Genomic DNA, 25,953 nt, shown 5'->3' with positions numbered 1-25,953 from the left:
GATGAGCGACCGTCGTCGACGGGCCTCGACCGAGAAGACGCGACCGAGTGTGTTCTGGCTGCTCGGCGCCGTGGTGGTGCCGGTGGTGGGCCTGCTCGCGAAGATCGAGATCAAGGGCGCCGAGAAGCTGCCGCAGACCGGCGCGTACGTGCTCGCGGCCAACCACCACAGCGAGATCGATCCGCTGATCGTGGCCGTGGCGGTGTGGCGGCTGGGCCGCGCCCCGCGCTTCATGGCCAAGGAGAGCCTCTTCCACGTCCCCGTGCTGGGGTGGGCCCTGCGCAAGACCGGCATGGTGCCGGTGGCGCGCACCGCGTCGTCGGCAGCGGCGCGCGAGACGCTGAAGACGTCTCGCGATCTCGTCCGGCATGGACGCGGCGTGATCGTGTACCCGGAGGGGACTCTGACCCGCGACCCCGATCTGTGGCCGATGCGCGGCAAGTCGGGTGCCGTACGGCTGGCCGCCGCCGGCGACCTCCCCGTGATCCCGATGGCGCAGTGGGGTGCTCAGCAGCTTCTTCCGCGCTACGGCAAGCTGCGTCTCTGGCCGCCGCGCCGCCGCATGAGCGTCATGATCGGCGATCCGATCGACCTCGACGACGTGCGCCAGGAGCACGCCACCCCGGCGCAGCTGAACGCCGCGACGACGCGGGTGATGGACCGGATCGCCGCGATGCTGGGGGAGATCCGCGACCTGCCGGCACCGGCCGAGCGCTGGAACCCCGCCGCACACGGACAGAAGGAGACGGGCCGCCTTGACTCCTAGACACGAGCCCGCCTCGCGTGTGACCGTCATCGGTGCGGGCAGCTGGGGCACCACCTTCGGCAAGATCCTCGCCGACGGCGGCGCGCAGGTCACGATGTGGGCGCGTCGGCCCGAACTGGCGCACGAGATCAGCGAGGCCAAGCGCAACAGCCAGTATCTGCCCGGCATCAACCTGCCGCGCACGATGTCCGCCACGACCGATCTGGCCGCCGCCATCGACGGCGCCGAGCAGATCTACGTGTGCGTGCCCAGCCAGACCGCACGCGACAACCTCAAGACCATCAGGCCGCTCGTGATGCGCACGACCGTGCCGATCGTGTCGCTCATGAAGGGCATCGAGCGCAAGTCGGGACTGCGGATGAGCCAGGTGCTCGAGGAGGTCCTCGAGTGCGATCCCGCCCGCATCGCGGTCGCCTCGGGACCGAACCTCGCGCTCGAGATCGCCCGGGAGCAGCCGACGGCGGCGGTCGTGGCATCCACCAGCGAAGCCACAGCGGATGCGGTCGCGCGACGCGCGCGCAACGGCTATTTCCGCACGTTCGTGAACACCGACGTCATCGGCACCGAGTTCGGCGGCGTGCTCAAGAACCTCATCGCCGTCGCGATCGGCATCGTCGACGGCGTCGGCTACGGCGAGAACACGAAGGCGTCGATCATCACGCGCGGCCTCGTCGAGATGACCGACTTCGCCGTGGCGCACGGCGCCCAGTTCGAGACCCTGCAGGGGCTGGCCGGCCTCGGAGACCTGATCGCGACGTGCCAGTCGCCGCTGAGCCGGAACAACACCGCCGGGCGCCTGCTCGGGCAGGGCTACAGCTTCCAGGACGTGGTGAAGCAGATGGAGCAGACCGCTGAGGGTCTGGCCTCCGTCGCGCCCGTCCTGCATCTCGCGCGTGCCGCGCAGGTCGAGATGCCGATCGTCGAGCAGGTCAAGCGCGTGCTCGACGGCACCATGGACCCGCGGCGCATCGCACCGCACCTGACCACCGACGACGAGGCCCCGAAGGGGGAGAGGACGCAGTATGGACAAGGTCGCAGTGGCGGTGCTGTTCGGCGGACGATCAAGCGAGCATTCGATCAGCTCCGCCACGGCCGGGGGAGTGCTGCGGGCCATTGACCGCGAGCGCTTCCGCGTGATCCCGGTCGGGATCACCCGCGACGGCGCCTTCGTCCTCGAGGAGGACGACCCCGACAAATTCACCCTCGACCCCGAGCGTCTCCCCGAGGTCGTCGACAACGGCACGCGCGTGCTGTGGCCCGACTCCGCCCGCAGTCGTGAGCTGAGGGTGGTGGATGCCGCGGGCACACGCTCTCTCGGGGACGTCGACGTCGTGCTGCCGATCCTGCACGGGCGGTTCGGTGAGGACGGCACGATCCAGGGCTTCCTCGAGCTGCTCGACATCCCGTACGCGGGTGCGGGCCTGCTCATGTCGGCGATCGGCATGGACAAGGACACCACCAAGAACGTGTTGCGCGCGGCGGGCGTTCCGGTCGTGCCGTGGGTGAGCGTGACCCGTGCCGGCCTCGAGCGCGACCGCGAGCTGTGGGAGCGCCGCATGCGCGGTCTCGGCCTGCCGGTGTTCGTGAAGCCCGCACGTGCCGGCTCGAGCGTCGGCGTTTCGCGGGTGGACGAGTGGGATGAGCTGGATGCCGCGCTCGAGACCGCTTTCGCGGAGGACGGCACCGTGCTCGTCGAGCAGGCGGTCGAGGGCCGTGAGCTGGAGTGCGGTGTGCTCGAGGCCCGAGACGGCGGTCTGCCGCGAGTGAGTGTGGCCGGCGAGGTCGTGATCTCGGGGCGCGAGTTCTACGACTTCGCGGCCAAGTACCTCGGTGCGGACGGCATCGACCTGGTGTGCCCGGCGGACCTGCGCGACGGCGAGCTCGCCGAGATGCAGCGCGTCGCCGCGCGTGCCTTCGACGCCATCGGCGGGCAGGGGCTCTCCCGTGTGGACTTCTTCTACACCGGTACGGAGTTCTTCGTGAACGAGGTCAACACGATGCCGGGCTTCACCCCGATCTCGATGTTCCCGAAGTGCTGGATGGCCAGTGGCATGACCTATCCCGAGCTGATCACCGAGGTGATCGACACCGCGCTGACCCGCGACTGAGGCCGGATCACCCGTCGATCGTGTCGGGGTTCGTGCAGGCCGCGGTCTTCGTCGTGTGCGCGGAGACCAGGCGGCCCAGCGTGCTGAGGATCTGGTTCGGGTCGACGCTGGTCGTCCCGCCGTCGATGTAGACCTGCACCGCAGGGGTGCGCCCGTAGCTCGTGATGCGGAAGTTCGGCTGCTCCGATTCGTCGACGAGCCAGTCCACGCCGCCCAACGAGACGCACTTGATCGTGCTGGGTCCCGGCGGGGTGACGCCGCACGCCATGATGACGCGGGTAGGCGAGCCCCAGGCGGCGGTGGACTGCGCGTCGGTCCATACGCGGGACTGGCCGTCGAGGTCGCCGGGCAGGCGCACCATGATCTCGGCGCACTTCGGATTGTTCGAATCCGTCGGCTGATCGAGCGGAATCGTGGTGGCGCATCCCGTCAGGACCAGCCCTCCGGCCACGAGACAGACGGCGAGGGCACGGCGGAGGCGGGTCACTCCACAAGGCTAACCCGCCGCTAGCGTGGAGGGATGACGAACGAGGAGCAGACCGTCGGCGCACTGGGCGAGGCCGTGGTGCTCGCTGCGATCCTCGAGCGGCTCGGTCCGGCCTCGCGCGCGCTCGTGGGTCCGGGCGACGATGCGGCGGTGTTGGATGCCGCGTCCGGGCGCGTGGTGGCGACGGTGGACACGCTGGTGCACGGCCCCGACTTCCGCCTCGCGTGGAGCAGCGGGTACGACCTGGGGTGGAAGGCGGCTGCGGTCAACCTCGCCGACGTCGCGGCGATGGGCGCCCGTCCCACGGCACTGCTCGTGGCTCTCACCGTGCCCGACGAGACGCCCCTGCGGCTGCTCACCGACATGGCCGACGGTCTGCGCGACGCCTGCGCGGCGCTCGCGCCCGGCTGTGCGGTGGAGGGCGGAGACCTCGCCGTGTCGCCGACGCTCACGATCGCCGTGACGGCACTCGGCGTGCTCGACCGCGCATCGCCCGTTCTGCGCAGCGGCGCGCGGCCCGGTGACGTGCTGGCGCTGGCGGGCGACGCGGGGCGTGCGGCGGCGGGGCTTCGCATCCTGTTCGATCGGTTCCGGGATCCGGAGGGCGTGCCCGTCGCGGTCGACGCGACGGGCCTGGGCATCGCGCAGCGCGGGCAGCTGGCGGCCCAACTGCGTCCGGAGCCGCCGATCGGACTCGGCGTCGTCGCGGCGGCGGCCGGCGCCACGGCGATGATGGACGTCTCCGACGGCCTTGCACTGGACGCGTCGCGCATGGCGAAGGCATCGGGCGTCACCCTCGACCTCGCGACATCGGCCCTCGGCGATGACCCTGCCACGGCACTGTCGGGCGGCGAGGACCATGCCCTGCTGGCCGCGTTCCCCTCCGACTCCGTGGTTCCGGAGGGGTTCCGTCGTATCGGAGCCGTCCTCACCCGGGGCGATGCGGACGTGCTCGTCGACGGTGTGCCCTACGCCGGCCGCGGCGGCTGGGACCCGTACCTCGAATGGGACGCGGCTCAGGGCTGAGCGGTGGCGGTGGAGAGCCACCAGAGCGCGGTGTCGCCGTATCTCCTCACCCGGTCGACGGCGAGTCCTGTGGGCATGGGCGGTTCGGGCGAGCGGGCAGCGCGCTCGAGGATCACGATCGCGTCCTCGGCCAGGTGGGCGACGAGTGCCGTCAGCACGTCGCCGGTCGCGGCATCCGTCACGTCGTACGGCGGGTCGGCGAAGACGACGTCGTACTGCCCGGCGCCGCGCGTGAGGAAGCCGCCGACGTCGGCGCGGTGCACCTGGACGGTGGATGCCGCGAGCCCGGCCGCTGTGGTCACCCGGGCCGCGTTCCCCTTGGCGATCTGCGCCGCCGGGCCGGCCTTCTCGACGAGGGCGGCCGAGGCCGCACCGCGGCTGAGCGCCTCCAGGCCGAGCGCCCCCGAGCCGGCGTAGAGATCCAGGACCCGGGCCCCGTCGATCGCATCCGCCGACTCGAGTGAGCCGAACAGCGACTCGCGCACGCGGTCGCTCGTGGGGCGGGTGCCCGAACCGGGCACGTCAAGGCGGATGCCGCGGGCGGCCCCGGCGATGATGCGCGTCACCCCTTCAGCCTACAAACCCGTGTCGCAGGTTCTGCCTAGACTCGAATGCATGTCGGACTTCACGCTCGCTTCGCGGCTGGATGCGGCGCTGGGCGGGCGGACGGCCGGCTCGCTCGAGCGCGCTTTCGGCATGCGGACGGCGGGCGACCTGCTTGCGCACTACCCGCGCCGCTATGCGCGGCGCGGCGAGCTCACCCCGATCGACTCGCTCGTCGTCGGCGACCAGGTCACGATCGTCGCCGAGGTCGTGGGCGCGAGCGAGCGCAAGATGCGGCAGCGGCGCGGGTCGATCGTCGAGATCATCATCACCGACGGGCACGGCCGGATGAGCCTGACGTTCTTCAATCAGGCCTGGCGCCTGGGCGCGCTCAAGCAGGGCGCGCAGGGCATCTTCTCGGGCAAGGTCGGCGAGTACCGCGACGGCAAGCAGCTCACCCATCCCGACTACGTGCTCTTCGACGACGTCGATGACGCGCGAATGAACGCCGAGGCGTACGCGAACGCCCCGATCCCGATCTACCCGGCGACGGCGAGCGTGCCGAGTTTCGCGATCCAGAAGTCGGTGGACCTCATCCTCGACGGTCTCGGCCCCGTCGACGATCCGCTGCCCGAAGACCTGCGCCAGCGGCAGGGGCTGCTTCCCGCGCGGGAGGCGCTCGAGCGCATCCACCGGCCCGATTTCGAAGATCAGGTGCCTCCGGCGGTGCGCACGCTGCGCATGCACGAGGCACTCGTGCTGCAGACGGCGCTGCTGCAGCAACGGCAGTTCGTGCGCGCGCTGTCTGCTACGTCGCGGCCGGGCGGTGAGCTGCTGACCAGGTTCGACGAGGCCCTGCCGTTCCCTCGCACACCCGACCAGATCGCGGTGGGCGACCGGATCGCGGCCGACCTCGTGGGCGACTGGCCCATGAACCGCCTCGTGCAGGGCGAGGTCGGGTCGGGCAAGACCCTCGTGGCGCTGCGCGCGATGCTGCAGGTGGCTCAGAGCGGTGGGCAGTCGGCGCTCATCGCTCCGACCGAGGTGCTCGCCGGCCAGCACGTGCGGTCGATCGCGCGGATGCTGGGGCCCGAGCTGGCCCCGCGGCTCATGCCGACGCTGCTGACCGGGCAGCTGACGGCGGCCGAGCGGCGCCGGGCGGCGCTGCGGGTGGCGTCGGGGCAGGCCCTCATCGTCGTCGGCACGCACGCGCTGCTCAGCGACAGCACGACCTTCGCGGATCTCGGGCTCGTGGTGGTCGACGAGCAGCACCGCTTCGGTGTGGAGCAGCGCGAGACGCTGCGCGCGAAGGGCACGAGCCCGCACGCGCTCGTGCTGACGGCGACGCCGATCCCGCGCACGGTCGCGATGACCGTGTTCGGCGATCTCGATGTCTCCACGATCCGCACGATGCCGACGGGGCGCGCCGGCGTGCAGACGTTCGTGGCGCCTGTCGCCGAGAAGCCGGGCTGGTTCGGTCGGGTGTGGGAGCGCGTGGCCGAAGAGGTGGCCGCGGGGCACCAGGCGTTCGTCGTGTGCCCTGCCATCGACGCCGAGGCGACCACGGCGGCGAAAGCCACGGACGACCCCGATGCACTCGTCGAAGACACGGCGTCCACCCGGGTGCGCTGGGGCGTCGTCCAGGCCGAGCAGCTGCTGGCGCAGCATCCCTCGTTCTCGTCGATCCGGGTCGCGGTCCTGCACGGGAAGATGCCCGGCGACGAGAAGGACGCGATCATGCGGGCGTACGCCGCGGGTGAGATCGACGTGCTCGTGGCGACGACGGTGATCGAGGTCGGTGTGGACGTGCCCAACGCCTCGGCGATGATCATCCTCGAGGCCGATCGATTCGGCGTCTCGCAGCTGCACCAGCTGCGCGGTCGTGTCGGGCGCGGCAGCGTGCCCGGCGTCTGTCTGCTCGTGACCGAGGCGGCACCCGGCACGCCGGCTCGCGAGCGCGTCGAAGCGGTCGCCGCGACCTCCGACGGGTTCGAGCTCGCCGAGGAGGACCTGCGGCTGCGCGGCGAGGGCGACGTGCTCGGCGACGCGCAGTCCGGTGTGCGCAGCTCGCTGCGACTGCTGCGGGTCGTCAAGGACGCCGATCTCATTGCCCTTGCGCGTCAAGAGGGCGAGGCGATCCTCGAGAACGACCCCGCGCTCCTGCGTCACCCCGGACTCGCCGCGGCCATCGAACGGCGACTCGACACCGTGGAGCGCGCGGCGCTCGCGAAGAACTGAGAACGGCGTTCAGAAACCTCAAAGCTCGGCAGATAGGCTGGAGGGGTGAGCAACCGGATCGCCGTCGTCCCGGGGTCATTCGACCCACCCACTCTCGGTCATTTGGATGTCATCGAACGTGCCGCGCGGCTGTACGACACGATCCATGTCCTGGTCGTGCACAACCCCGACAAGCAGGCCATGCTGCCCATCGCGCAGCGCCTGTCGCTGATCGAGCAGTCGATCGCCGAAGCGGGCATCGAGGGTGACATCGTCGTCGCCTCGTGGAGCATGGGCCTGCTCGTCGACTACGCCACCGACGTCAAGGCCGGCGTGCTGGTCAAGGGCATCCGATCGCAGGTCGACGTCGCGTACGAGACGCCGATGGCCATCGTCAACCGGCATCTCGCCGACATCGAGACCGTCTTCCTCCTGCCCGACCCCGCCCACGCGCTGGTCTCGAGTTCGCTGGTGCGTCAGGTCGCGGGCCTCGGTGGGGACGTGTCACCGTATGTGCCGGCACCCGTCGCCCGGTTCCTCGACACGGGCGCGCGCGGGATCTGAACGGTAGAATCGTCGGATGAGAACTCCGCGTCCCGGCGCTTTCAGCGTGCTCGTCCGCGACATCGTGCGCCGTCCCGGCGAGATGCGCGAGACCGAGTTGGATGTCGTCCTGCCGGAACGGTGGGGCGAGGGTCTGGTGTCGCTCGACGCCGGCGAACATGTGCAGGTCGATGTGCGTCTCGAGTCCGTGCATGAGGGCATTCTCGCCTCGGGGAACGCGTTCTCGCGATACACGGGCGAGTGCGGGCGGTGCCTGACGCCCATCGAAGCGCCTGTCGAAGTCGAGTTCCAGGAGCTTTTCGCGTATCCTGGAGAGGAAGCGAACGACTTCGAGGTTCAAGACGACCACGTGGATCTTGAAACTCTGGTCCGGGACGCCCTCGTCCTGTCGCTTCCGTTTCAGCCGGTGTGCCGGCCGGACTGCCCGGGGCTCGACCCCGAAACGGGCGAACGTCTGGCTGACCTGCCGGATGACGAATCCCGGCAGAGCATCGACCCGAGGTGGGCCGCTCTGGCGGGGTTCTCGTCCGAGCCGGCAGAGGGCACCGATGATGTGCCCGGATCCCAGACGTAGGAAGCAAAGGAAGAACAGCCATGGCAGGTAACCCCCCGAAGCGGAAGGTCTCCCGCTCCAACACCCGTTCGCGCCGCGCGCAGTGGAAGGCCTCGGTCCCCACGCTCGTGAAGACCGTCGAGAACGGCAAGGTCGTCTACAGCCGTCCCCACCAGGCCAAGGTCGTCACCGACTCGCAGGGCACCGAGCTGTTCCTCGAGTACAAGGGCCGCAAGGTCGCCGACGTCTGATTCGCGTCCGATGACGCTCACAGCGGGTACGTCCCAGCTGACCGACAAGCTCGGGGTCGATATCGACCCCGAGCTTCTGTCGCTCGCACTGACGCATCGCTCGTACGCCTACGAACACGGCCATCTGCCGCACAACGAGCGTCTCGAGTTCCTCGGCGACTCGGTGCTGGGTCAGGCCGTCACGGTGCTGCTGTACACCCGGCATCCCGAGCTCGAAGAGGGATCGCTGGCCAAGCGCCGGGCGTCGGTCGTGTCCACCGTGGCCCTCGCCGAGGTGGCACGGGGCATCGGACTGGGCGAGTACCTCAAGCTCGGCCGCGGTGAGGACCAGACCGGCGGGCGTGACAAGGACTCGATCCTCGCCGACACGATGGAGGCCGTCATCGGCGCCACGTATCTCTCGGCCGGCCCGGATGCCGCGACCGGCCTCGTGCACCGGCTCGTCGAGCCGCTGCTGGCCGACCCCGATCGCTACGGCGCGGCGGTCGACCCTAAGACGAGCCTGCAGGAGTTGGCGGCGCGTCTGGGCATGACCCCGCCTGTCTACAGCGTGACGGCTTCCGGCCCCGATCACGACCGCCTGTTCACCGCGACGGTGACTGTCGGCGACTCGTCGACGACGGGCACCGGCACCAGCAAGAAGCATGCCGAGATGGCAGCAGCGCTGAAGCTATGGCACGCGCTGTCCGAGCGCGACTGAGGTGCCTGAGCTTCCCGAAGTCGAGGTCGTACGGCACGGTCTTGAGCCGGCCGTGAGCGGCGCGCATGTCGCCGCCGTCACGGTACGCGATGAGCGTTCGCTGACGCGCCACAGCGCGGGTGCCGCCGACTTCGAGGCGCGACTGACCGGCCAGGTGCTGCGCTCGGCCGTACGTCGGGGCAAATTCCTGTGGCTGCCGATGGTCGGCGCGGCGGAGGCGGTCGTGGGTCACCTGGGCATGAGTGGGCAGCTGCTGCTGCGCGAATCCGGGGCGCCCGTGGAGCGGTTCGAGCGCATCCGGCTCGACATCCAGCATCCCGTCCACGGCGAACTCGCCGTCGTGTTCGCCGACCAGCGCACCTTCGGGTCGCTCGCGATCGATTCGCTGGTGCCGACGCCCGACGGCGCGGCGGGAGGACGGGGCGATGCCGCTCCGCTCGTGCCCACCCAGGTCGCCCACATCGCGCGCGACGTGCTCGATCCCGCGTTCGACGATGTGCTCTTCCGCGCGCGGCTCGCACGCAAGGACTCGGCGATCAAGCGCGTGCTGCTCGACCAGACCGTCGCCAGCGGCATCGGCAACATCTACGCGGACGAGGCGCTGTGGGCCGCGCGTATCCACCCCGAGACGTCGGCGCGCGCACTGCCCACGCGGGCGGTGAACCTCCTGCTCACACAGGTGCGCCTGGTGCTCGAGAAGGCGCTGGCGGAGGGCGGCACGAGCTTCGATGAGCAGTACGTCAACGTCAACGGCGAGGCCGGGTACTTCGCCCATTCGCTCAACGCTTACGGACGCACAGGCCAGCCGTGCCCGCGCTGCGGGCGCCCGATCGTGCGCGCGTCGTTCATGAACCGCTCGAGCCACTTCTGCGCGCACTGCCAGCCGCGGCGCGGGTGACCCACGCTCGTCTCATGCGGTGACCGTCTTCTTCCACGCGCCGTTGTATGACACCGGAGTGAATCCGATCGCCTCGTTGATGTCGAGCATCGGGCGGTTCTCCTCGGCGTTGTAGGTGACCACCCGCGGCGACTCTGGTGCGAACTCGCGCCAGTCGTGCAGCGCGGCGCACTTCACGAGCATGCCGAGGCGGCGTCCGCGGTGATCGGCACGCACCAGGGTGTCCTCCTGGTGCGTGGTCTCCGTGCGGTCGGCACCGATGACAAGCTCGTTGAAGGCCACGAGCTCGCCGGACTCGACATGCTGCGCGGCGGTGACGTGCAGCGTGCGGCCCGATGCGAGGTAGGGCTTCTCGTGGTCGGCGATGCGAGCGGCATCCCACACCTCCTCGTCGAACTCGATGCCGGCGGCCGGCGCATCGGTGATCATGCGTTCCTTCATCAGGCCATAGCCCGCGAGGTACTCGGGAGGAGTCGGCGCCGTCCACTGCACGATGCGATAGCCCACCGCCGCCCGCTGCGCATCGGCGAGAAGCTCGTCGACGTGTGCATGCGTGTGCGCATTCAGCGGGAGGGCGCTCTTGCGCTCGATCTGCTCGAGCGCGTAGCCCCGGCGCTGTAGGAAACGGGCAGTGTGGTCGAGGGGCACGGTCCCGAATCCGGTGGGGGCATCGAGGCGCTGGGGCTCGTCGCCGCTGTGCACGGCCCACGCTTGCAGGACCGTGCGCCCCGCGTCGGCTGCTTCGCGCTCGAGCACCGCGGCGGCGGCAGAGCCGATGCCGTGGCCCCAGGCATCCTGCAGGATCTCGATGTTCGCGAACGCCACCCGCGACCCTTGCTCGCCCGGGAGCGTCAGGATGGCTCGGCCGACAGCCTCGCCGCCCCGCAACAGCAGCCAGAGCAGATTCTGCTCGTACTTCTCGTCCTGATAGCGGGGGAGAAGTTCGTCGGCCGTATTGGTGTCGTCGTCGTTGCCGTTGATCTCGCGGTAGATCTTGTTGCGCGCGCGCACCATCTCGACGAAGTCGGCCGCGTCGGCGGCATCCCGCGTCTGCGGGATGACCAGCCGGCGCAGCTCGACTCCGTCGGGCATGCTGATCTCGGGCGGCGTGGTGGTGGTGTGGGTCATGATCGTCTTCCTTCGTCGTCGCAGTGTGGATGCCGCGGCTCAGCGATACTGCAGCGTGATGGCGGCGCGCACGAGCGCGTTCTCGCGTTCGGTGCGGGCACGGTGCTCACGGGCGAGTGCGCGGAGGCGCTGCCCTTCGCGGTCGGAGCGGCGCTGAGCGCTGCGCTCGGCGTGCAGCAGCAGCCACAGACCGAGCCGCAGCGACAATCGGTCGAGTGCTGACACGCGGGTGTCGTGGGTCAGCTGGGAGAGCGTCTCGAGGCGTTCCCGCTCATCGGGACGCGTCAGGGACAGCACGGTGTTCATGAGGGCTCTTTCGGAGTCGTCAGGGATCCCGGGCGAGAAGGCCCGGCGAGTGCCGCACGGAAGGCGGCGGAAATGTCGCGCGGAGGCGACGAAGAACCGACACGCAGATCGGTGGGGCCGTCGGAGTGACGGCGCAGGGCGGAGGGCGAAGCGGAGCGCTTCTGACCCGTTAGCCGGCCGCGGGCGTCGTCGCTCCGAAGGGGGTGACGGCCGCCGGGCGGGTGACGACTGCAACGGCAGCGTCTGCGCAGCGCGACATGTGCGGCGTGGTGAGAATCATCGGCGGGCCTCCCTTCAGGAATCAAACGCGAGTTGCGACGTTAGCGCGGTCTCACGGGGCATGTCAAGCGATTCCCCAGAATCGGCGGCCGACGGGCGTGTCGCGGGCCCGGATCGCGGGCTCCGCGGCCGGTCGCAGGGCCCGAACGGACCGCATCCGATAACGTGTTCCGGTGATCGTACGGGGCGGAGGGGCCGTGACATGCACCTGAAGAGCGTGACGCTCAAGGGGTTCAAGTCGTTCGCCCAGCCCACGACCTTCGTGCTCGAGCCCGGTGTGACTGCGATCGTCGGCCCGAACGGCTCGGGCAAGTCGAACATCGTCGACGCGCTCGCCTGGGTGATGGGGGAGCAGGGGGCCAAGACCCTGCGCGGCGGCAAGATGGAAGACGTCATCTTCGCCGGCACCTCGACGCGCGGCCCGTTGGGACGCGCCGAGGTGCAGCTCACGATCGACAACGCCGACGGTGCGCTGCCGATCGAGTACGCCGAGGTGACGATCAGTCGCACACTGTTCCGCAACGGGGCCAGTGAGTACGCGATCAACGGCCAGAGCTGCCGCCTGCTCGACGTGCAGGAGCTGCTGAGCGACTCGGGCCTGGGCCGCGAGATGCATGTGATCGTGGGGCAGGGACGCCTCGACACCGTGCTGCAGGCCAGCCCCGAAGATCGACGCGGCTTCATCGAAGAGGCGGCGGGAATCCTCAAGCATCGGCGCCGCAAAGAGAAGACCGTGCGCAAGCTGCAGGCGATGGAGGCGAACCTCACGCGGCTGAACGACCTCGCCGGTGAGCTGCGTCGGCAGCTGAAGCCGTTGGGGCGGCAGGCCGAGATCGCGCGCGAGGCTGCGACCATCGCAGCGGTGGTGCGCGATGCGAAGGCACGGCTGTTCGCGGACGAGCTGGTCGGACTTCGCACCGAGCTCGCGGCGGCGGCCGCGAGCGAGCAGGAACGTCACGCCGAGAGGCTCGTTCTGCAGGACCGCGCCGAGTCGTTGCATGCGCGCATCGAACAGTTGGAGGCCGACCAGCGCTCGGAGGCGGTCGACCGCGCGCGGGGCGTCGTGTTCTCCCTGGAACAGGTGCAGGAGCGTCTGCGCGGCCTGTACACGCTCGCGGGCCAGCGGCTCTCGCTGCTGGCGGAGGACGATGACGCGCTGGCCCCGCAGCAGACGGTGACCCAGGCGTCCATCGACGAGGCGCGCGCCGGCATCGACGAGATCGCCTCGGGGCTGGATGCGGCACAGGATGCCGCGGCTGACGCGGCGCGCGCGGTGGTGCGTGCGCGCGGCGAGCTGGACGCCCTCGATGCGGACATCGCAGCACAGAGCGCGCTCGTGTCGGAGCACGACATGAAGATCACGAGCCTGCGCGGCACGGCCGAGGCCGCGGCATCCGCCCTCGCCGCCGTCGAGCAGGCCGTCGCACGCCAGCAGAGTGCGCTGGATGCCGCGCAGTCTCGACGTGCCGAGGCGCAGCGCGTGCTCGATGAGATCGATCCGGAGTCGGTATCGGATGCCGCATCCGCTGAGCATGCGGGCGCCTACGAGCGCGCGCAGCGCGACGCCACCGATGCGGAGGCCGCCGTCGGCGAGCTGCGGGACAAGCTGCACGCCGCCGAGCGCGAGAAGGAGTCGCTCACCGCGCAGACGAAGGCGCTCTCGCGCGCGCTCGATGTGCGCGGCGGTGCCGCCGAGATCGTCGCCCGCGGCGACGCGGGCGTGCGCGGCCTGGTCTCGGACGCTGTGGAGGTCTCGGGCGGATGGGAAGCCGCAATCGCCTCCGTGCTCGGCCCGATCGCCGAGGGCGTGCTCGTCGACGACGCGGCGACGGCCGTGGACGTGGCCCGCGGGCTGGACGGCGGCGACCTCGGAGTCGTCGACATCACCATCGCCGAGCCCGCTCGACGCACCGAAGGGTCTGCGGTCGCGGGGCTCACCTCGGCAGCCGAGGTCGTGCGGGCGCCCGACGGGGTGCGCGGGCTGCTGGCGGACGTGTACCTCGCCGACGATCTCGATGCCGCGCGTGCGGCGGTGGACGCAGCCCCCGGCACGATCACCGTGGTGACGCGGGCGGGGGAGCTGGTCACACCGTTCCGCCTGCGCGCGGGTTCGGGCGAAGGGCGCTCACGCATCGAGCTGCGGGCGGAACGGGATGCCGCAGCCGACCGCCTCGACGAGGTCGGTGTCATCGTGGACTCACTGCGTGAAGCGCTGAGCGCTGCGCAGACGCAGCAGGAGGATGCCCGGCGCACGGCGAAGAGCGCGCTGCAGGCGTTGCGGCAGCACGATGCTGAGCTCGCCGCGCACGCCGAGAAGGCGAACCGGGCGACCGTGCGCCATGAGGCCGCAGTGGCGGAGTGCGAACGCCTCGAAGCGACGCTGCGGCAGGCGGAGGCGGCCGTCGACGAGGCGAAGGACTCCGCGCGTTCCGCTCAGGAACAGCTCGATGCCGCGCTGGAGGCACCCCGCCCGATTCTCGATGCGTCTGCCCGCGACGGCATGCTCGCCGAGCTGGAGACGGCCCGCGAGACGGAGATGACCGCGCGGCTGGAGGTCGAGACGCTCAAGGAGCGCATCCGCGCTGAAGAGGTTCGCGCCGATGGGCTGGAGCGTCAGCGCGAACGCGAGAAGGCCGCGGCCGCGGAAGCTGCCCGCCGGGCGGTGGTCCGCCGTGCGCAGCGCGAGGTCGCCGCGGGCGTCGCCGACCGTCTGCCGCCTCTCCTCGACTCGGTGGACCGCTCGGTGAGCGAGGCGCGGGTGGAACTCGCCACGGCCGAGTCGGCACGCACGGCGCTCACGGCCGAGCTGTCGCAGCTGCGCCTCGATGATGCATCCGTCCGCGAGCGGCTCGCGGGGCTCACCGAGAACGTGCACGGCCTCGAGCTGCAGATCCACGAGAAGAAGCTTCACGTCACGAGCCTGTTGGAGCGCGTGCAGTCGGAGCTCGGGCTCGAGGAAGATATTCTCGTTTCGGAATATGGTCCGGATCAGCCGGTTCCGGCGACGGACGACGACGTCGAGCCGGCGCCGTATGAGCGCAGGTCACAGGCCAAGCGACTGCAGGACGCCGAGCGCAAGCTCGCGCAACTGGGACGCGTGAATCCCCTCGCACTCGAGGAGTTCGAAGCGCTCGAGCAACGGCACAAGTTCCTCACCGAGCAGCTCGCCGATCTCACGCAGACCCGCAAGGATCTGCTCACGATCATCGAGGAGCTCGACGAGCGCATGCAGTCGATCTTCCTCGCGGCGTTCGACGACACCCGGCAGGCGTTCACCGAGGTGTTCCCGATTCTGTTCCCGGGGGGCACCGGCAGCATCTCGCTGACGAACCCGGATGATCCGCTCACCACGGGGATCGAGGTGGCGGTGCGGCCGGTGGGCAAGAAGATCGAGCGGCTGTCGCTGCTCTCGGGCGGAGAGAGGTCGCTGGCGGCGGTGGCCCTGCTGACGGCGATCTTCAAGGCGCGCCCGAGCCCGTTCTACATCCTCGACGAGGTGGAGGCGGCGCTCGACGATGCGAACCTGGGACGCCTGCTCGGCGTGTTCGAGCAGTTGCGCGCGTCGAGTCAGCTCATCGTCATCACGCACCAGAAGCGCACGATGGAGATCGCCGATGCGTTGTACGGCGTCTCGATGCGCCAGGACGGCGTCTCGGCGGTGGTCGGTCAGCGTGTGGGCGACCGCAAGGCGCGCGAGCAGGAGCCTGCCGCCGTCTGACGCATGCAGGAGACGCACTCAGCCGGTTGATGCCACCGCGCGATATCGTCGAGCGCGTGTTCTTGCGTCGCACCGCACTGCTCCTGACCGCCGTACTCGGTGCTGTCGCGCTGTCAGGCTGCAGCGTGATCGCTGCAGACGACCCGACACCGACCCCGGCATCCACACCGTCGCCGTCGGCGACGATCACTCTGGCCGACGACTTCCCCTTCGACGCGGCATCCGGTCTGGACTCTTCGTCGACCATCCAGTGGGCCGACACGATGGGCGGTGCGGATGGCTTCACCGTGGCATCCGCCGATGACGGCAATGGACGCTGGTCGTACCAGCAGACCTCGTCGCAGTGCATCATCGGGTTCTGGCAGACCAAGGTCGACGATCTCGATCTGACGCAGGACGAGCGCACGCTCTCCGACACGATGCTCGCGCAGGAGTATGGCACCAGCGATGTCGCGAGCGTGACCAAGTACGCGTACGACGACGCGCTGCCGACTCAGTCGTCGGGGAACGGGACTGTGCGGGTGCGCAGCGTGGTGAGCACCAATTCGAAGAACGGGGCGTCGTCGATCGTGTCGGCACGCGTGTTCCGCTCCGTCAAGGTCGGACTGCTGACGTCGGTCGACTGCCCGGACGGCTTCTCGGCCGCGCAGGTGCGCGACCAGTTGGCGCCGACCGGCATCCGGATGATCATCCGCCCGGCGTCCTGACCGATCAGCGCCCCGGCTCAACGCTCGCATGGCGCGCCGCCCTCGACGAGCTTCTGCGCGATCGTCTCGTATTCCTCGTTCCAGTCGCCCGTGACCACGAGGGTCGGGATGCCGCGCAGCCCGTCGGGGCGCACTCCGTGGTCCCAGGGGGGAGCCGGCCCCTCGCCGCGGGCGAGGAGATATCCCGGAGCGAGGGCCGATATGGCGAATTCGGCCCTCGCCTGGGCAGATCCCCTCGCCCCGGGCGAGGGCGCCAGGCAGCGAGCCGAGGAGCGACGGGAAACGCCCGCTCGCGGCGGCAAGCGTCCGGCCAGAAGGGTGGGGCATGGGCGTGGTAGGCGCCCCGTAGGCTGGAGGCATGGCGGAGAAGTGGTCACTGGGACGCGCGTTGCGCGGCATGTTCGTCAAGCCGACGATCGACGAGACGACGTGGGACGACCTGGAGACCGCGCTGCTCACGGCGGATTTCGGGCCCGACATCACCGAGCGCATCGTCGATGAGCTGCGCGAGAAGGTCGAGCGGTTCCACACGACCGACCCGCGTGACCTGCAGCGCATGCTGAAGGAGACCCTCGAGGAGCACTTCGCGAAGTTCGACACGACGCTCAAGCTCACCGAGCGCCCGGCGGTCGTGCTCGTGGTGGGTGTGAACGGCGTGGGCAAGACCACGACCATCGGCAAGTTCGCGAAGTTCCTGCAGCGGTACCAGCGCTCGGTCGTGGTCGGCGCCGCCGACACTTTCCGCGCCGCCGCGGTCGACCAGCTGGCCACCTGGGCGGAGCGCTCGGGCGCCGCGATCGTGCGCCCGCAGCAGGAGGGGCAGGATCCGGCATCCGTCGCCTTCCAGACCATCGAGTACGCGAAGAACACGGGCACCGAGATCGTGATCGTCGACACCGCCGGCCGCCTGCACACCAAGGGCGGGCTGATGGACGAGCTGACCAAGATCCGGCGCGTGATCGAGAAGCAGGCGCCGATCAGCGAGGTCCTGCTGGTGCTGGATGCCACGACCGGCCAGAACGGCGTGATGCAGGCGGAGGCGTTCCTCGAGCATGCGGGCGTGACGGGTCTCGTCCTGACGAAGCTCGACGGCTCGGCGAAGGGCGGCTTCGTGCTGGCCGTGCAGGAGCGCACCGGGATCCCCGTCAAGCTGCTCGGCCAGGGGGAAGACATCGGCGACCTCACCGGCTTCACGCCGCACGTGTTCGCCGCGTCGCTGGTCGAATGACGCGCGGCTCTACCGGATCGGCGCGCGGGCTGGTTTCATAAAGGCATGGCGATCGAACACGACTACTTCGGACTTCTGGAATCCGGCCCGGACGGTTCGATCTTCTGGTCCGAGACCATCGAGCTGGGCGATCAAGCGGTGTCGGTGGATCTCACCGCGCCCGATGAGGACGACGTGTCTGCGGCGGCACTCGATGTCGCCGCGGCGATGATCACGTCGCTGGAGGATGTCGACCGCTCGGCCCGCAGCGCGATGCTGTCGGAGCTCGACGACCGGACCAGCGAGGTCATCGAGTTCATCCTGCAGCAGCAGGAGGAGCTGGGTGATGACCTCGAGGACTACCTCGTCGACATCTCGGGCGACACGCACGTCGACATCATCCGCTCGCTGCGTCTGATGAGCATGACGATCCTCGCCGACGAGCACGGCGGCACCGACCCGTTCGCGGTGCTCGAGTACGCGCTGGATCCCGATGCCACCGACGACGTGCTGCTGGTCAACCTCAACACCGACGGCGACGTGCAGTCGGTGACCAGCGCCGACTGACGGGGCCGGCGCCGGGCACCGAGGCCGCGTCGTTCAGACGGCCTGGGCGAACCCGCGCTCCACGTGCACGTCGGCGGCGATGTGCTGCAGGTGCGCGGGGATCTCGCGCCCCTTCGAGATCATCGACTGGGCCCACAGACGCCCGGCACGGTACGACGAGCGCACCAGGGGACCCGCGAGCACCCCGAGGAATCCGATGCGCTCGGCCTCCTCCTTGTACTCCACGAACTCCTCGGGCTTCACCCACCGGTCGATCGGGTGGTGCCGAGGCGTGGGGCGCAGGTACTGGGTGATGGTGAGGATGTCGCAGCCGGCGTCGTGCAGATCTTGCATCGCCGAGACGACCTCGGCGGGTTCCTCGCCCATGCCCAGGATCAGGTTCGACTTCGTGATGAGCCCTGCCTCGCGGCTCTGCGTGAGCACGTTCAACGACCGCTCGTAGCGGAACGCGGGGCGGATGAGCTTGAACAGGCGGGGGACCGTCTCGAGGTTGTGTGCGAACACCTCGGGGCGGGCGTCGAAGATCTGCCCCAGGAACGCCGGGTCGGCGTTGTGCTCGTTGGCGAGCAGCTCGACGCCGGTGTTCGGGTTCTTCGCGTGGATCTGCCGCACCGTCTCGGCGTTGAGCCACGCACCGGTGTCGGGCAGGTCGTCGCGGGCGACGCTGGTCACGGTGGCGTACCGCAGGCCCATGCGCTGCACGCTCTCGGCGACGCGCCGCGGCTCGTCGACGTCGTAGGCCGCGGGCTTGCCGGTGTCGATCTGGCAGAACGCACATCGCCGTGTGCACTGCGAGCCGCCGATGAGGAACGTGGCCTCGCGATCCTCCCAGCACTCGTAGATGTTGGGGCACCCGGCCTCCTGGCACACGGTGTGCAGATCCTCATCGCGCACCAGATGCTGCAGCTCGGTGTACTGCGGCCCCATCTTCGCGCGGGTCTTGATCCACTCCGGCTTGCGCTCGATGGGGGTCTGCGCGTTGCGGACCTCGAGGCGCAGCATCCTGCGACCGTCCGGGGCGGCGCTCATGCCGGCACCCCCGCGTACTCGTCACGGAACACGCGCGTCACGGTGTCGAGGATGTCGGCGGGCGCGACATCCCGCCCCACCACCTCGCTGACCGTGGTCACGCCCGCGTCGGTGATCCCGCAGGGGATGATGTTGCGGAACGCCGCCAGCGAGTTGTCGCAGTTGATCGCGAACCCATGCATGGTCGCGCCCTTCTCGACGCGCACTCCGATCGCGGCGATCTTGTCCTCCGACAGCGGGCGACGCACCCAGACGCCGCTGCGTCGCGCGACCTGATACCCGTCGACGCCGTGCTCGGCGAGCGCGGCGATGAGGAGCCGCTCGAGGCGGCGTACGTGCGCGACGACGTCGATGGGCTCGACCAGCCGCACGATCGGGTAGCCGACGAGCTGCCCGGGCCCGTGCCAGGTGATCTTCCCGCCGCGGTCGACGTCGATGACCTCGGTGCCGTCCTGGGGGCGCTCGTGCGGCTCCGTGCGCTTCCCGGCCGTGTATACCGCCTCGTGTTCGAGCACGATCATCGTGTCGGGGCGGTCGCCTGCCACGACCTCGGCATGGATGCGACGCTGCAGCGCCCATGCTTCGCGGTAGGGCACGTACTCCGGGGCCAGCCCGGCATGGTGGATCTCGAGCACGACATCTCCTCGTGGGTGATATTGGATGCAGTCCAACAATACGCCGCCGCGTGCGTGCCGCCGTACGCTGGGGGCGTGTCCGATTCGTCACCGCGCCCCGGTCGTCCCAAGTCCTCGTCGCACGAGACCCTGGCTGAGGCGGCGTGCGAGCTTTTCCTCGAGCAGGGGTTCGCGGCGACGTCGGTCGTCGACATCACTCGGCGCGCCGGGGTCAGCCGGTCGAGCTTCTTCAACTACTTCTCGTCGAAGGGCGACATCCTCTGGGCGGCCTTCGATGAGCGGGTGGATGCCGCTGAACGGGCTTTCGCGGGTGGGGGAGATGTCCTGCCGAGCCTGACCGCATTCGCCGACGACTTCGCTCCCGACGCCCTGGCGCTGGCCATCGTCAACGCCGAGCAGATGGGCGTCGCCGCCGAGTTGGAACGGGAAGCCGCGGTGCGGCAGGCGCGTATCGCCGACGGCGTGAGCCGCCGGTTGCTGATCGGCGGGCTCGAACCGCTGCGCGCCGAGGTGATCGGCGCCGCGTGCGGAGGCGCCGTGTGGGCCGCCGTGCGCGCGTGGGCGCACGAAGGCGCGGGGCGAAGACCGCTGCAGCCGCTGCTGGACCGGTCCCTCGCTCTCGCGCTCATCCTGCTCCCGTAGAATCGGGGCATCATGGCTACTTTCGGCACTCTCTCGGATCGGCTCACCGAGACCTTCCGCAACCTGCGCACCAAGGGCAAGCTCTCGCCCGCCGACGTCGACGGCACCGTCCGCGAGATCCGGCGCGCGCTGCTCGACGCCGACGTCGCGCTGAGCGTCGTCAAGGAGTTCACGGCGAAGGTGCGCGAGCGCTCACTCTCCGATGAGGTGAACCGCGCGCTGAACCCCGCCCAGCAGGTCGTGCAGATCGTCAACGAAGAGCTGGTCGCGATCCTCGGCGGCGAGCAGCGACGTCTGCAGTTCGCCAAGACCCCGCCGACGGTCATCATGCTCGCCGGCCTGCAGGGTTCGGGCAAGACGACCTTCGCCGGGAAGCTCGCCAAGCAGCTCGAGACGGACGGCCACACCCCGCTGCTGGTCGCGGCCGACCTGCAGCGGCCCAACGCGGTCAATCAGCTGGAGGTCGTCGCCGAGCAGGCCGGTGCCGCGATCTACTCGCCCGAGCCCGGCAACGGCGTCGGCGACCCCGTGCGCGTCGCTCGTGACGGCGTCGAGCACGCGCGTCGCGCCCAGCACGACATCGTCATCATCGACACCGCCGGCCGACTCGGCGTCGACGCCGAGCTCATGAAGCAGGCCGCCGACATCCGCACGGCGACCGACCCCGACGAGGTGTTGTTCGTCATCGACGCGATGATCGGTCAGGATGCCGTCAACACCGCGAAGGCGTTCCAGGACGGCGTCGACTTCACCGGCGTGGTGCTGTCGAAGCTCGACGGCGACGCACGCGGCGGTGCGGCGCTCTCGGTCGCCTCGGTCACCGGACGGCCGATCATCTACGCGTCCACGGGGGAGGGGCTCGACGACCTCGAGCCGTTCCACCCCGACCGCATGGCCAGCCGCATCCTCGACCTCGGCGACATCCTCACCCTCATCGAACAGGCCCAGCAGGCGTTCGACGAAGAAGAGGCGCGCAAGGTCGCGGAGAAGCTCGCGACCGAGCAGTTCACTCTTGAGGACTTCCTCGAGCAGATGCAGCAGATGCGCAAGATGGGCTCGATGAAGAAGATGCTCGGCATGCTGCCGGGCATGGGCCAGATGAAGCAGCAGCTCGACGACTTCGACGAGCGTGAGATCGACCGCACCGAAGCCATCATCCGTTCGATGACGCCCGCGGAGCGCCGCAACACCAAGCTGCTCAACGGTTCGCGTCGTCTGCGCATCGCCAACGGATCGGGTATGACCGTCACGGATGTGAACCAGCTCGTGCAGCGCTTCGAGCAGGCCGCGAAGATGATGAAGACCGTGGCCCGCGGTGGGACCCCGAACATCCCCGGGATGGGGCCGATGGGCAAGCCCGGGGCGTCCAGCAAGCGCGGCAAGCAGCAGAAGAAGAAGGGCTCGCGCTCGGGCAACCCCGCCCGGCGCGCCGCCGAGAACGCCGGGTTGGCGGCTGCTCCGACCGAGCAGACCGGCTCGGGTTTCGGTCTCAGCGGCAAGAAGGTGCCCACCGCTGAGGACATCTCCGAGCTCCAGAAGATGCTCGGCGACAACCGCTAGAAGTCAGCCGCCGAGCCGGGCGAGATGCTCGCGCAGAGTCGGGCCCTCGCGGAACTCGCGGATGAGATGCTGCACGACGGCGCGCAGGTCGCCGTCGACCGCGTCCGCGACGCGGGTCTGTCTCATCGAACTGTTGCCGCCTTCGAGGATCGACAGCACGCCCGTGAGCTCGCGCGCGCACCCGAGGTCGTCGGCCACGCCGCCGAGGGCGTGCACGGTCTCGACGAGATGCTCGCGCACGGGGCGCTGCCGACCGTCGCGATCGATGATGAGGCGCGCGTCGAGCCCGTAACGTGCGGCGCGCCACTTGTTCTCGCGGACAAACCACGGCTGCAGCGATGGCAGGGTGCGTCCCGAGTCGAGTTCGCGTGAGAAGTGCTCGACGAGCACCTGCGTGAGCGCGGCGACAGCGGCGAGCTCGGGCAGAGTCGACATGCCGTCGCACGCGCGCACCTCGATCGTGCCCCAGCGCGGTGCGGGGCGGATGTCCCAGCGCACCTCGCTCGCGTCGGCCATCACCCCGGTGCCGACCATGTCGTCAAGATACGACTCGAACTCCGCCCAGTTCTGCAGCGGCCAGGGGAGCCCCGCGGTGGGCAGCTGCTGGAAGACGAGTGATCGGTTCGAGGCGTAGCCCGTGCGCTCCCCGGCCCAGAAGGGGCTGGACGCCGACAGCGCCTGCAGATGCGGCAGATAAACGGACAGGGCCCCGATGAGCGGGAACACCTTCGCCACGTCTTCGACGCCGACATGCACATGGATGCCCCAGATCATCATGTTCCGCCCCCACCACTGGGTCCGGTCGATGAGCGTGCGGTAGCGGGTCTTGTCGGTGACCTCCTGGTCGTACCACTGTGCGAAGGGGTGGCTGCCGGCGCAGAGCAGTTCGACGCCACGCGGATCGGTGAACGCGCGGACAGCGGCGATCGCATCCGCGACATCGTGCGCGGCCTCGGCGACGGTGGCACCGATGCCGCTGGTGACCTCGACGGTGTTCGTCAGAAGCTCGCCGGTGACGGTGAAGCGCTCGTGGTCGGCGAGGGCGGCGCCGATGGCGGCGAGGAGCTCCGGAGCACGCGGTACGAGGTCGCCGGATGAGCGGTCGGCCAGCATCAGCTCCCATTCCAGGCCGATCGTGGAACGGGCCGATGACGCGAAGTGCACCCCCATTGGCACAGTCTGGCATGGACACGCCCCGCTGTCGGTTCGCGGCATCGGGCGGGATCTGGCAGAATTGAACGTCGGAGCGACGCCCGACCCTCTATCCGGCGTGCGTCTCCACCTTCGAGCTTCCGCCGGGTGTGCACCCCACGCTCCAGGCGACTGGTTCACCGTTTTCACACACATTCAGGAGAATCGTGGCTGTCAAGATCCGTCTCAAGCGGCTCGGCAAGATCCGTGCCCCGTACTACCGCATCGTCGTGGCCGACTCGCGCACCAAGCGCGACGGTCGTGTCATCGAGGAGATCGGCAAGTACCACCCCACCGAGGAGCCCTCGTTCATCGAGGTCGACTCCGACCGTGCGCAGTACTGGCTGGGCGTCGGCGCACAGCCGACCGACCAGGTGCGCGCGATCCTCAAGCTGACCGGCGACTGGGGCAAGTTCAAGGGCGACAAGGACGCGGTGTCGACCGTCAAGGTCAAGGAGCCCAAGGCCCCCTTCGAGGTTGACGCCGCGAAGAAGTCGGTCATCAAGCCCAAGGCCGAGAAGAAGGCCGCGGCTGAAGAGCCCGCCGCCGAGGCCCCCGCGGCCGACGCGGAGTAGTCGCAGTGCTGGCCGCCGCGCTCGAGCACGTCGTCAAGGGGATCGTGGATCACCCTGACGACGTGCGCATCGACGAATCCACGTCCCCCCGGGGCGAAGTGCTCGAAGTGCACGTGCATCCCGAGGACCGCGGGCGTGTCATCGGGCGCGGCGGTCGCACGGCCAAAGCCCTGCGCACCCTCATCTCGGCGCTGGCCGACGGCCGGCGCGTCCGCGTCGACGTCGCGGACGACTGAGATGGCATCGGACTCTGAGAAGAAGACCGGTAAGAAGCACTCGCCCAAGCCGGCCGGCACGCAGTTGCGCGTCGCACGGCTGCTGAAGGCCCATGGCCTGAAGGGCGCACTCAAGCTCGAGCTGTACACCGACGACCCTGACGGACGATTCGTACCCGGAGCGGTGTTCACCCTGCAGGTGCCCGAGTCGTCGCCGTGGCACGGCAAGTCCGTCACGGTGCGCGAGTTCAGATGGATGAACTCCCACCCGGTCGTCTTCCTCGACGGCGTCGACGACCGCACGGCCGCTGAGGAGCTGGTCAAGGCGATCCTCTGGGTCGAGGCCGACGCATCGGCCTCCTCGGAGGAGGACGCCTGGTACGACCACCAGCTCGTCGGCCTCGACGTGGTCCGCGACGATCAGGTCGTCGGCCGCATCGCCCGCGTCGACCACCTTCCGGCACACGACCTGCTCGTGGTGCCGCAGGGCGACCGTGAGGTGCTGGTGCCCTTCGTGAAGGCCATCGTTCCGGTGGTGGATGTCGCGGCGCGGCGCGTCGTCGTGACACCGCCCGCCGGGCTCTTCGAAGAGCTGCCGGTGGATGCCGACGAGCCCGAGGGACCCGCGGCATCCACCGACGAACTGCCTGTCGAGGACTGACGCGTCAGACCCGCTGCCCCGCGAGCGCGCGGCGCGGGACGAGGTAGACGACCACCGTCATCGCGAGCAGTGCGATGTAGGCGGCGACGAAGCCCCAGAACGCCGCGGTGTACCCGCCGGTCAGTGATTTCGACGCGCCCAGCAGCTGCGGGATGACGAACCCGCCGTAGGCGCCGATCGCCGAGATCAGGCCGAGAGCGGCGGCGGCCGCGCGCGTGTTCGCTGCCTGCGCCTGCTCGTCGTCGCCGCGGGCCCGCCCTCGGGCGGCGAACACGGACGGGATCATCCGATAGGTCGAGCCGTTGCCCACGCCCGTCGCGGCGAACAGGACGAGGAAGCACGCGAGGAAGCCCCAGAACCCTCCCGTCGGCAGGACGGCGATCAGCGACAGCGCTCCGAGCGACATGACGGCCAGCGCGCCGGCTGTCACGCGCGCGCCGCCGAAGCGATCGGCAAGCCGCCCGCCGTAGGGGCGCGCGAGTGACCCGACGAGCGCGCCGAGGAAGGCGAGCGAGAGCGCGGCCTGACCGACCTGGAACGTCGAGTAGTCGGGGAACTGATCCGCGATGAGCTTCGGGAACACGCTGGAGAAGCCGATGAACGATCCGAAGGTCCCGATGTACAGGAGCGCCAGCAGCCAGAGGTGCGGCTCGCGCAGAGCGGCGAGGGAGCCCGCCACATCGGCGCGCGCTGTGGACAGATTGTCCATGTGCCGCCACGCGCCCCAGGCGGCGATGACGATGAGCGGCACCCACATCCATCCAGCGACGGACAGGCCGAGCGTCGTCGCCGCCGTGAGCGAGACGGCGATCGGCACGAGCAGCTGCGCGATCGCGGTGCCGATGTTGCCGCCCGCGGCGTTCAGTCCCAGGGCCCAGCCCTTCTCCCTGTGCGGGAAGAAGTAGGTGATGTTCGCCATGGAGCTCGCGAAGTTGCCGCCGCCCAGCCCGGCCAGCCCGGCGACGAGAAGCAGGACGCCGAACGGCGTCTGCGGGTCGGAGACGACGATCGCCAGCAGGACGGTGGGGATGAGCAGAAGGCTCGCGGAGACGATCGTCCAGTTCCGCCCGCCGAAGCGCGCGACCATGAAGGTGTACGGAAAGCGGAGCGTCGCGCCGACGAGACTGGGCAGCGAGATGAGCCAGAACGTCTGCGTGGTCGTCAGGTCGAACCCGGCGCCCGGCAGCATCACGACGACGATGCTCCAGAGCTGCCAGACGACGAAGCCGAGGAACTCGGCGAAGACCGACCAGGCGAGGTTCCTGCGGGCGATCACCTGGCCCGACGTGTTCCAGAACTCGGCGTCTTCGGGTCGCCAGTCGTCGATCCAGCGTTTCGTGCGGCGTGCACCGGTCGAGGCGGACGGGGAGGCGCTGAGGGTCGGCTCGGTGGTCATGGGCGTCCTTTCGTCGGTGGAATG

The 25,953-nt window shown here is 69.7% G+C and carries 27 protein-coding genes; 19 read left to right on the top strand and 8 right to left on the bottom strand.

Annotated features, from left to right (window positions below):
* Position 1 precedes the first annotated feature (1 nt).
* The 3 genes from ABMQ42_RS13900 to ABMQ42_RS13890 are packed head-to-tail and all read left to right on the top strand — an operon-like array spanning position 2 to position 2,874.
* Positions 2-766, top strand: coding sequence for a lysophospholipid acyltransferase family protein (locus tag ABMQ42_RS13900; RefSeq protein ID WP_349723583.1), 765 nt, complete (start codon positions 2-4; stop codon positions 764-766).
* On the top strand, positions 756-1,883 hold the full coding sequence (locus tag ABMQ42_RS13895) for an NAD(P)H-dependent glycerol-3-phosphate dehydrogenase (protein ID WP_349723582.1): 1,128 nt from the start codon (positions 756-758) through the stop codon (positions 1,881-1,883). Before ABMQ42_RS13900 ends, ABMQ42_RS13895 begins: the two co-directional genes overlap by 11 nt.
* Complete coding sequence (locus tag ABMQ42_RS13890; protein WP_349723581.1) at positions 1,789-2,874, top strand: D-alanine--D-alanine ligase family protein; 1,086 nt, start codon at positions 1,789-1,791, stop codon at positions 2,872-2,874. The genes ABMQ42_RS13895 and ABMQ42_RS13890 overlap by 95 nt, the downstream gene beginning before the upstream one ends.
* Positions 2,875-2,881: 7 nt before the next feature.
* On the opposite strand, the gene ABMQ42_RS13885 is transcribed toward ABMQ42_RS13890, so the two are convergent.
* Complete coding sequence (locus tag ABMQ42_RS13885) at positions 2,882-3,361, bottom strand: DUF3515 family protein (RefSeq protein WP_349723580.1); 480 nt, start codon at positions 3,359-3,361, stop codon at positions 2,882-2,884.
* A gap of 33 nt (positions 3,362-3,394) precedes the next feature.
* Here ABMQ42_RS13885 and thiL point away from each other — a divergent pair, with 33 nt between their 5' ends.
* Positions 3,395-4,387, top strand: coding sequence for a thiamine-phosphate kinase (thiL, locus tag ABMQ42_RS13880; RefSeq protein ID WP_349723579.1), 993 nt, complete (start codon positions 3,395-3,397; stop codon positions 4,385-4,387).
* Here thiL and rsmD read toward each other — a convergent pair.
* A complete protein-coding gene (gene rsmD / locus ABMQ42_RS13875) occupies positions 4,378-4,953 on the bottom strand; it encodes a 16S rRNA (guanine(966)-N(2))-methyltransferase RsmD (protein ID WP_349723578.1) in 576 nt (191 codons plus the stop codon). The two genes, thiL and rsmD, sit on opposite strands and share 10 nt — an antisense overlap.
* 49 nt (positions 4,954-5,002) lie before the next feature.
* On the opposite strand from rsmD, the gene ABMQ42_RS13870 reads away from it, so the two are divergent.
* The 6 genes from ABMQ42_RS13870 to mutM are packed head-to-tail and all read left to right on the top strand — an operon-like array spanning position 5,003 to position 10,113.
* Complete coding sequence (locus ABMQ42_RS13870) at positions 5,003-7,168, top strand: ATP-dependent DNA helicase RecG (RefSeq protein WP_349723577.1); 2,166 nt, start codon at positions 5,003-5,005, stop codon at positions 7,166-7,168.
* Positions 7,169-7,213: 45 nt separating this feature from the next.
* Positions 7,214-7,711 carry a pantetheine-phosphate adenylyltransferase gene (coaD, locus tag ABMQ42_RS13865; protein ID WP_349723576.1) on the top strand — a complete coding sequence of 166 codons (498 nt, stop codon included), beginning with the start codon at positions 7,214-7,216 and terminating at the stop codon, positions 7,709-7,711.
* A 16-nt stretch (positions 7,712-7,727) separates the two neighbouring features.
* The gene (locus tag ABMQ42_RS13860; protein ID WP_349723575.1) at positions 7,728-8,285 is read left to right on the top strand and encodes a YceD family protein; all 558 of its coding nucleotides are present in this window, start codon (positions 7,728-7,730) and stop codon (positions 8,283-8,285) included.
* A gap of 20 nt (positions 8,286-8,305) precedes the next feature.
* The gene (gene rpmF / locus ABMQ42_RS13855) at positions 8,306-8,515 is read left to right on the top strand and encodes a 50S ribosomal protein L32 (protein ID WP_275276726.1); all 210 of its coding nucleotides are present in this window, start codon (positions 8,306-8,308) and stop codon (positions 8,513-8,515) included.
* 10 nt (positions 8,516-8,525) lie between these two features.
* Positions 8,526-9,215, top strand: a complete 690-nt coding sequence (gene rnc / locus ABMQ42_RS13850; RefSeq protein WP_349723574.1) for a ribonuclease III — start codon at positions 8,526-8,528, stop codon at positions 9,213-9,215.
* 1 nt (position 9,216) lies between these two features.
* Entirely contained in the window at positions 9,217-10,113 is an 897-nt protein-coding gene (gene mutM / locus ABMQ42_RS13845; protein ID WP_349723573.1) for a bifunctional DNA-formamidopyrimidine glycosylase/DNA-(apurinic or apyrimidinic site) lyase, read from the top strand.
* 12 nt (positions 10,114-10,125) lie between these two features.
* Here mutM and ABMQ42_RS13840 read toward each other — a convergent pair whose 3' ends face one another.
* Both ABMQ42_RS13840 and ABMQ42_RS13835 read right to left on the bottom strand, forming a co-directional pair.
* Positions 10,126-11,241, bottom strand: coding sequence for a bifunctional GNAT family N-acetyltransferase/hotdog fold thioesterase (locus ABMQ42_RS13840; RefSeq protein WP_349723572.1), 1,116 nt, complete (start codon positions 11,239-11,241; stop codon positions 10,126-10,128).
* A gap of 39 nt (positions 11,242-11,280) precedes the next feature.
* Positions 11,281-11,547 carry a hypothetical protein gene (locus ABMQ42_RS13835; RefSeq protein WP_349723571.1) on the bottom strand — a complete coding sequence of 89 codons (267 nt, stop codon included), beginning with the start codon at positions 11,545-11,547 and terminating at the stop codon, positions 11,281-11,283.
* A 481-nt stretch (positions 11,548-12,028) separates the two neighbouring features.
* On the opposite strand from ABMQ42_RS13835, the gene smc reads away from it, so the two are divergent.
* From smc to ABMQ42_RS13815, 4 genes are all read left to right on the top strand, one after another.
* Positions 12,029-15,544 (top strand): chromosome segregation protein SMC, encoded by a 3,516-nt coding sequence (gene smc / locus ABMQ42_RS13830; RefSeq protein ID WP_349723570.1) that lies wholly within the window; start codon positions 12,029-12,031, stop codon positions 15,542-15,544.
* Positions 15,545-15,600: 56 nt separating this feature from the next.
* A complete protein-coding gene (locus tag ABMQ42_RS13825) occupies positions 15,601-16,251 on the top strand; it encodes a hypothetical protein (protein WP_349723569.1) in 651 nt (216 codons plus the stop codon).
* Between the two features lie 358 nt (positions 16,252-16,609).
* Complete coding sequence (gene ftsY, locus ABMQ42_RS13820) at positions 16,610-17,479, top strand: signal recognition particle-docking protein FtsY (RefSeq protein WP_349723568.1); 870 nt, start codon at positions 16,610-16,612, stop codon at positions 17,477-17,479.
* A gap of 45 nt (positions 17,480-17,524) precedes the next feature.
* The gene (locus ABMQ42_RS13815) at positions 17,525-18,025 is read left to right on the top strand and encodes a DUF2004 domain-containing protein (protein WP_349723567.1); all 501 of its coding nucleotides are present in this window, start codon (positions 17,525-17,527) and stop codon (positions 18,023-18,025) included.
* 33 nt (positions 18,026-18,058) lie between these two features.
* On the opposite strand, the gene lipA is transcribed toward ABMQ42_RS13815, so the two are convergent.
* Entirely contained in the window at positions 18,059-19,054 is a 996-nt protein-coding gene (gene lipA, locus ABMQ42_RS13810; RefSeq protein ID WP_349723566.1) for a lipoyl synthase, read from the bottom strand.
* Positions 19,051-19,689, bottom strand: coding sequence for a lipoyl(octanoyl) transferase LipB (lipB, locus tag ABMQ42_RS13805; RefSeq protein WP_349723565.1), 639 nt, complete (start codon positions 19,687-19,689; stop codon positions 19,051-19,053). Before lipB ends, lipA begins: the two co-directional genes overlap by 4 nt.
* Positions 19,690-19,764: 75 nt before the next feature.
* Between lipB and ABMQ42_RS13800 the strand changes: the two genes are divergently transcribed.
* Entirely contained in the window at positions 19,765-20,331 is a 567-nt protein-coding gene (locus ABMQ42_RS13800; protein ID WP_349723564.1) for a TetR/AcrR family transcriptional regulator, read from the top strand.
* A gap of 12 nt (positions 20,332-20,343) precedes the next feature.
* Entirely contained in the window at positions 20,344-21,891 is a 1,548-nt protein-coding gene (gene ffh / locus ABMQ42_RS13795) for a signal recognition particle protein (protein WP_349723563.1), read from the top strand.
* A 3-nt stretch (positions 21,892-21,894) separates the two neighbouring features.
* Here ffh and ABMQ42_RS13790 read toward each other — a convergent pair whose 3' ends face one another.
* Positions 21,895-23,061, bottom strand: a complete 1,167-nt coding sequence (locus tag ABMQ42_RS13790) for a glutamate--cysteine ligase (protein ID WP_349723562.1) — start codon at positions 23,059-23,061, stop codon at positions 21,895-21,897.
* A gap of 188 nt (positions 23,062-23,249) precedes the next feature.
* On the opposite strand from ABMQ42_RS13790, the gene rpsP reads away from it, so the two are divergent.
* The 3 genes from rpsP to rimM are packed head-to-tail and all read left to right on the top strand — an operon-like array spanning position 23,250 to position 24,533.
* Positions 23,250-23,657, top strand: coding sequence for a 30S ribosomal protein S16 (gene rpsP / locus ABMQ42_RS13785; protein ID WP_349723561.1), 408 nt, complete (start codon positions 23,250-23,252; stop codon positions 23,655-23,657).
* 5 nt (positions 23,658-23,662) lie between these two features.
* Complete coding sequence (locus tag ABMQ42_RS13780; RefSeq protein ID WP_349723560.1) at positions 23,663-23,893, top strand: RNA-binding protein; 231 nt, start codon at positions 23,663-23,665, stop codon at positions 23,891-23,893.
* A gap of 1 nt (position 23,894) precedes the next feature.
* Positions 23,895-24,533: a ribosome maturation factor RimM gene (rimM, locus tag ABMQ42_RS13775; protein WP_349723559.1), complete on the top strand. Its 639-nt coding sequence runs from the start codon at positions 23,895-23,897 to the stop codon at positions 24,531-24,533.
* Positions 24,534-24,537: 4 nt separating this feature from the next.
* Here rimM and ABMQ42_RS13770 read toward each other — a convergent pair whose 3' ends face one another.
* The gene (locus ABMQ42_RS13770; protein ID WP_349723558.1) at positions 24,538-25,929 is read right to left on the bottom strand and encodes an MFS transporter; all 1,392 of its coding nucleotides are present in this window, start codon (positions 25,927-25,929) and stop codon (positions 24,538-24,540) included.
* Between the last annotated feature and the right edge of the window lie 24 nt (positions 25,930-25,953).

Source organism: Microbacterium sp. KR10-403, assembly GCF_040196215.1.
Classification (GTDB): Bacteria; Actinomycetota; Actinomycetes; order Actinomycetales; family Microbacteriaceae; genus Microbacterium.
Note: the sequence above shows the minus strand (reverse complement) of the source record. Positions and strands in the feature narration are given on the sequence as shown.

Bases quoted from the DNA above. Each gene is read 5' to 3' on its own strand.
- ABMQ42_RS13900 (WP_349723583.1), top strand. From the start codon at position 2: ATGAGCGACCGTCGTCGACGGGCCTCGACCGAGAAGACGCGACCGAGT.
- ABMQ42_RS13890 (WP_349723581.1), top strand. From the start codon at position 1,789: ATGGACAAGGTCGCAGTGGCGGTGCTGTTCGGCGGACGATCAAGCGAG.
- thiL (WP_349723579.1), top strand. From the start codon at position 3,395: ATGACGAACGAGGAGCAGACCGTCGGCGCACTGGGCGAGGCCGTGGTG.
- ABMQ42_RS13870 (WP_349723577.1), top strand. From the start codon at position 5,003: ATGTCGGACTTCACGCTCGCTTCGCGGCTGGATGCGGCGCTGGGCGGG.
- ABMQ42_RS13860 (WP_349723575.1), top strand. From the start codon at position 7,728: ATGAGAACTCCGCGTCCCGGCGCTTTCAGCGTGCTCGTCCGCGACATC.
- rpmF (WP_275276726.1), top strand. From the start codon at position 8,306: ATGGCAGGTAACCCCCCGAAGCGGAAGGTCTCCCGCTCCAACACCCGT.
- rnc (WP_349723574.1), top strand. From the start codon at position 8,526: ATGACGCTCACAGCGGGTACGTCCCAGCTGACCGACAAGCTCGGGGTC.
- ABMQ42_RS13840 (WP_349723572.1), bottom strand. From the start codon at position 11,241: ATGACCCACACCACCACCACGCCGCCCGAGATCAGCATGCCCGACGGA.
- ABMQ42_RS13835 (WP_349723571.1), bottom strand. From the start codon at position 11,547: ATGAACACCGTGCTGTCCCTGACGCGTCCCGATGAGCGGGAACGCCTC.
- smc (WP_349723570.1), top strand. From the start codon at position 12,029: ATGCACCTGAAGAGCGTGACGCTCAAGGGGTTCAAGTCGTTCGCCCAG.
- ftsY (WP_349723568.1), top strand. From the start codon at position 16,610: ATGGCGGAGAAGTGGTCACTGGGACGCGCGTTGCGCGGCATGTTCGTC.
- ABMQ42_RS13815 (WP_349723567.1), top strand. From the start codon at position 17,525: ATGGCGATCGAACACGACTACTTCGGACTTCTGGAATCCGGCCCGGAC.
- lipA (WP_349723566.1), bottom strand. From the start codon at position 19,054: ATGAGCGCCGCCCCGGACGGTCGCAGGATGCTGCGCCTCGAGGTCCGC.
- ffh (WP_349723563.1), top strand. From the start codon at position 20,344: ATGGCTACTTTCGGCACTCTCTCGGATCGGCTCACCGAGACCTTCCGC.
- ABMQ42_RS13790 (WP_349723562.1), bottom strand. From the start codon at position 23,061: ATGGGGGTGCACTTCGCGTCATCGGCCCGTTCCACGATCGGCCTGGAA.
- rimM (WP_349723559.1), top strand. From the start codon at position 23,895: ATGGCATCGGACTCTGAGAAGAAGACCGGTAAGAAGCACTCGCCCAAG.
- ABMQ42_RS13770 (WP_349723558.1), bottom strand. From the start codon at position 25,929: ATGACCACCGAGCCGACCCTCAGCGCCTCCCCGTCCGCCTCGACCGGT.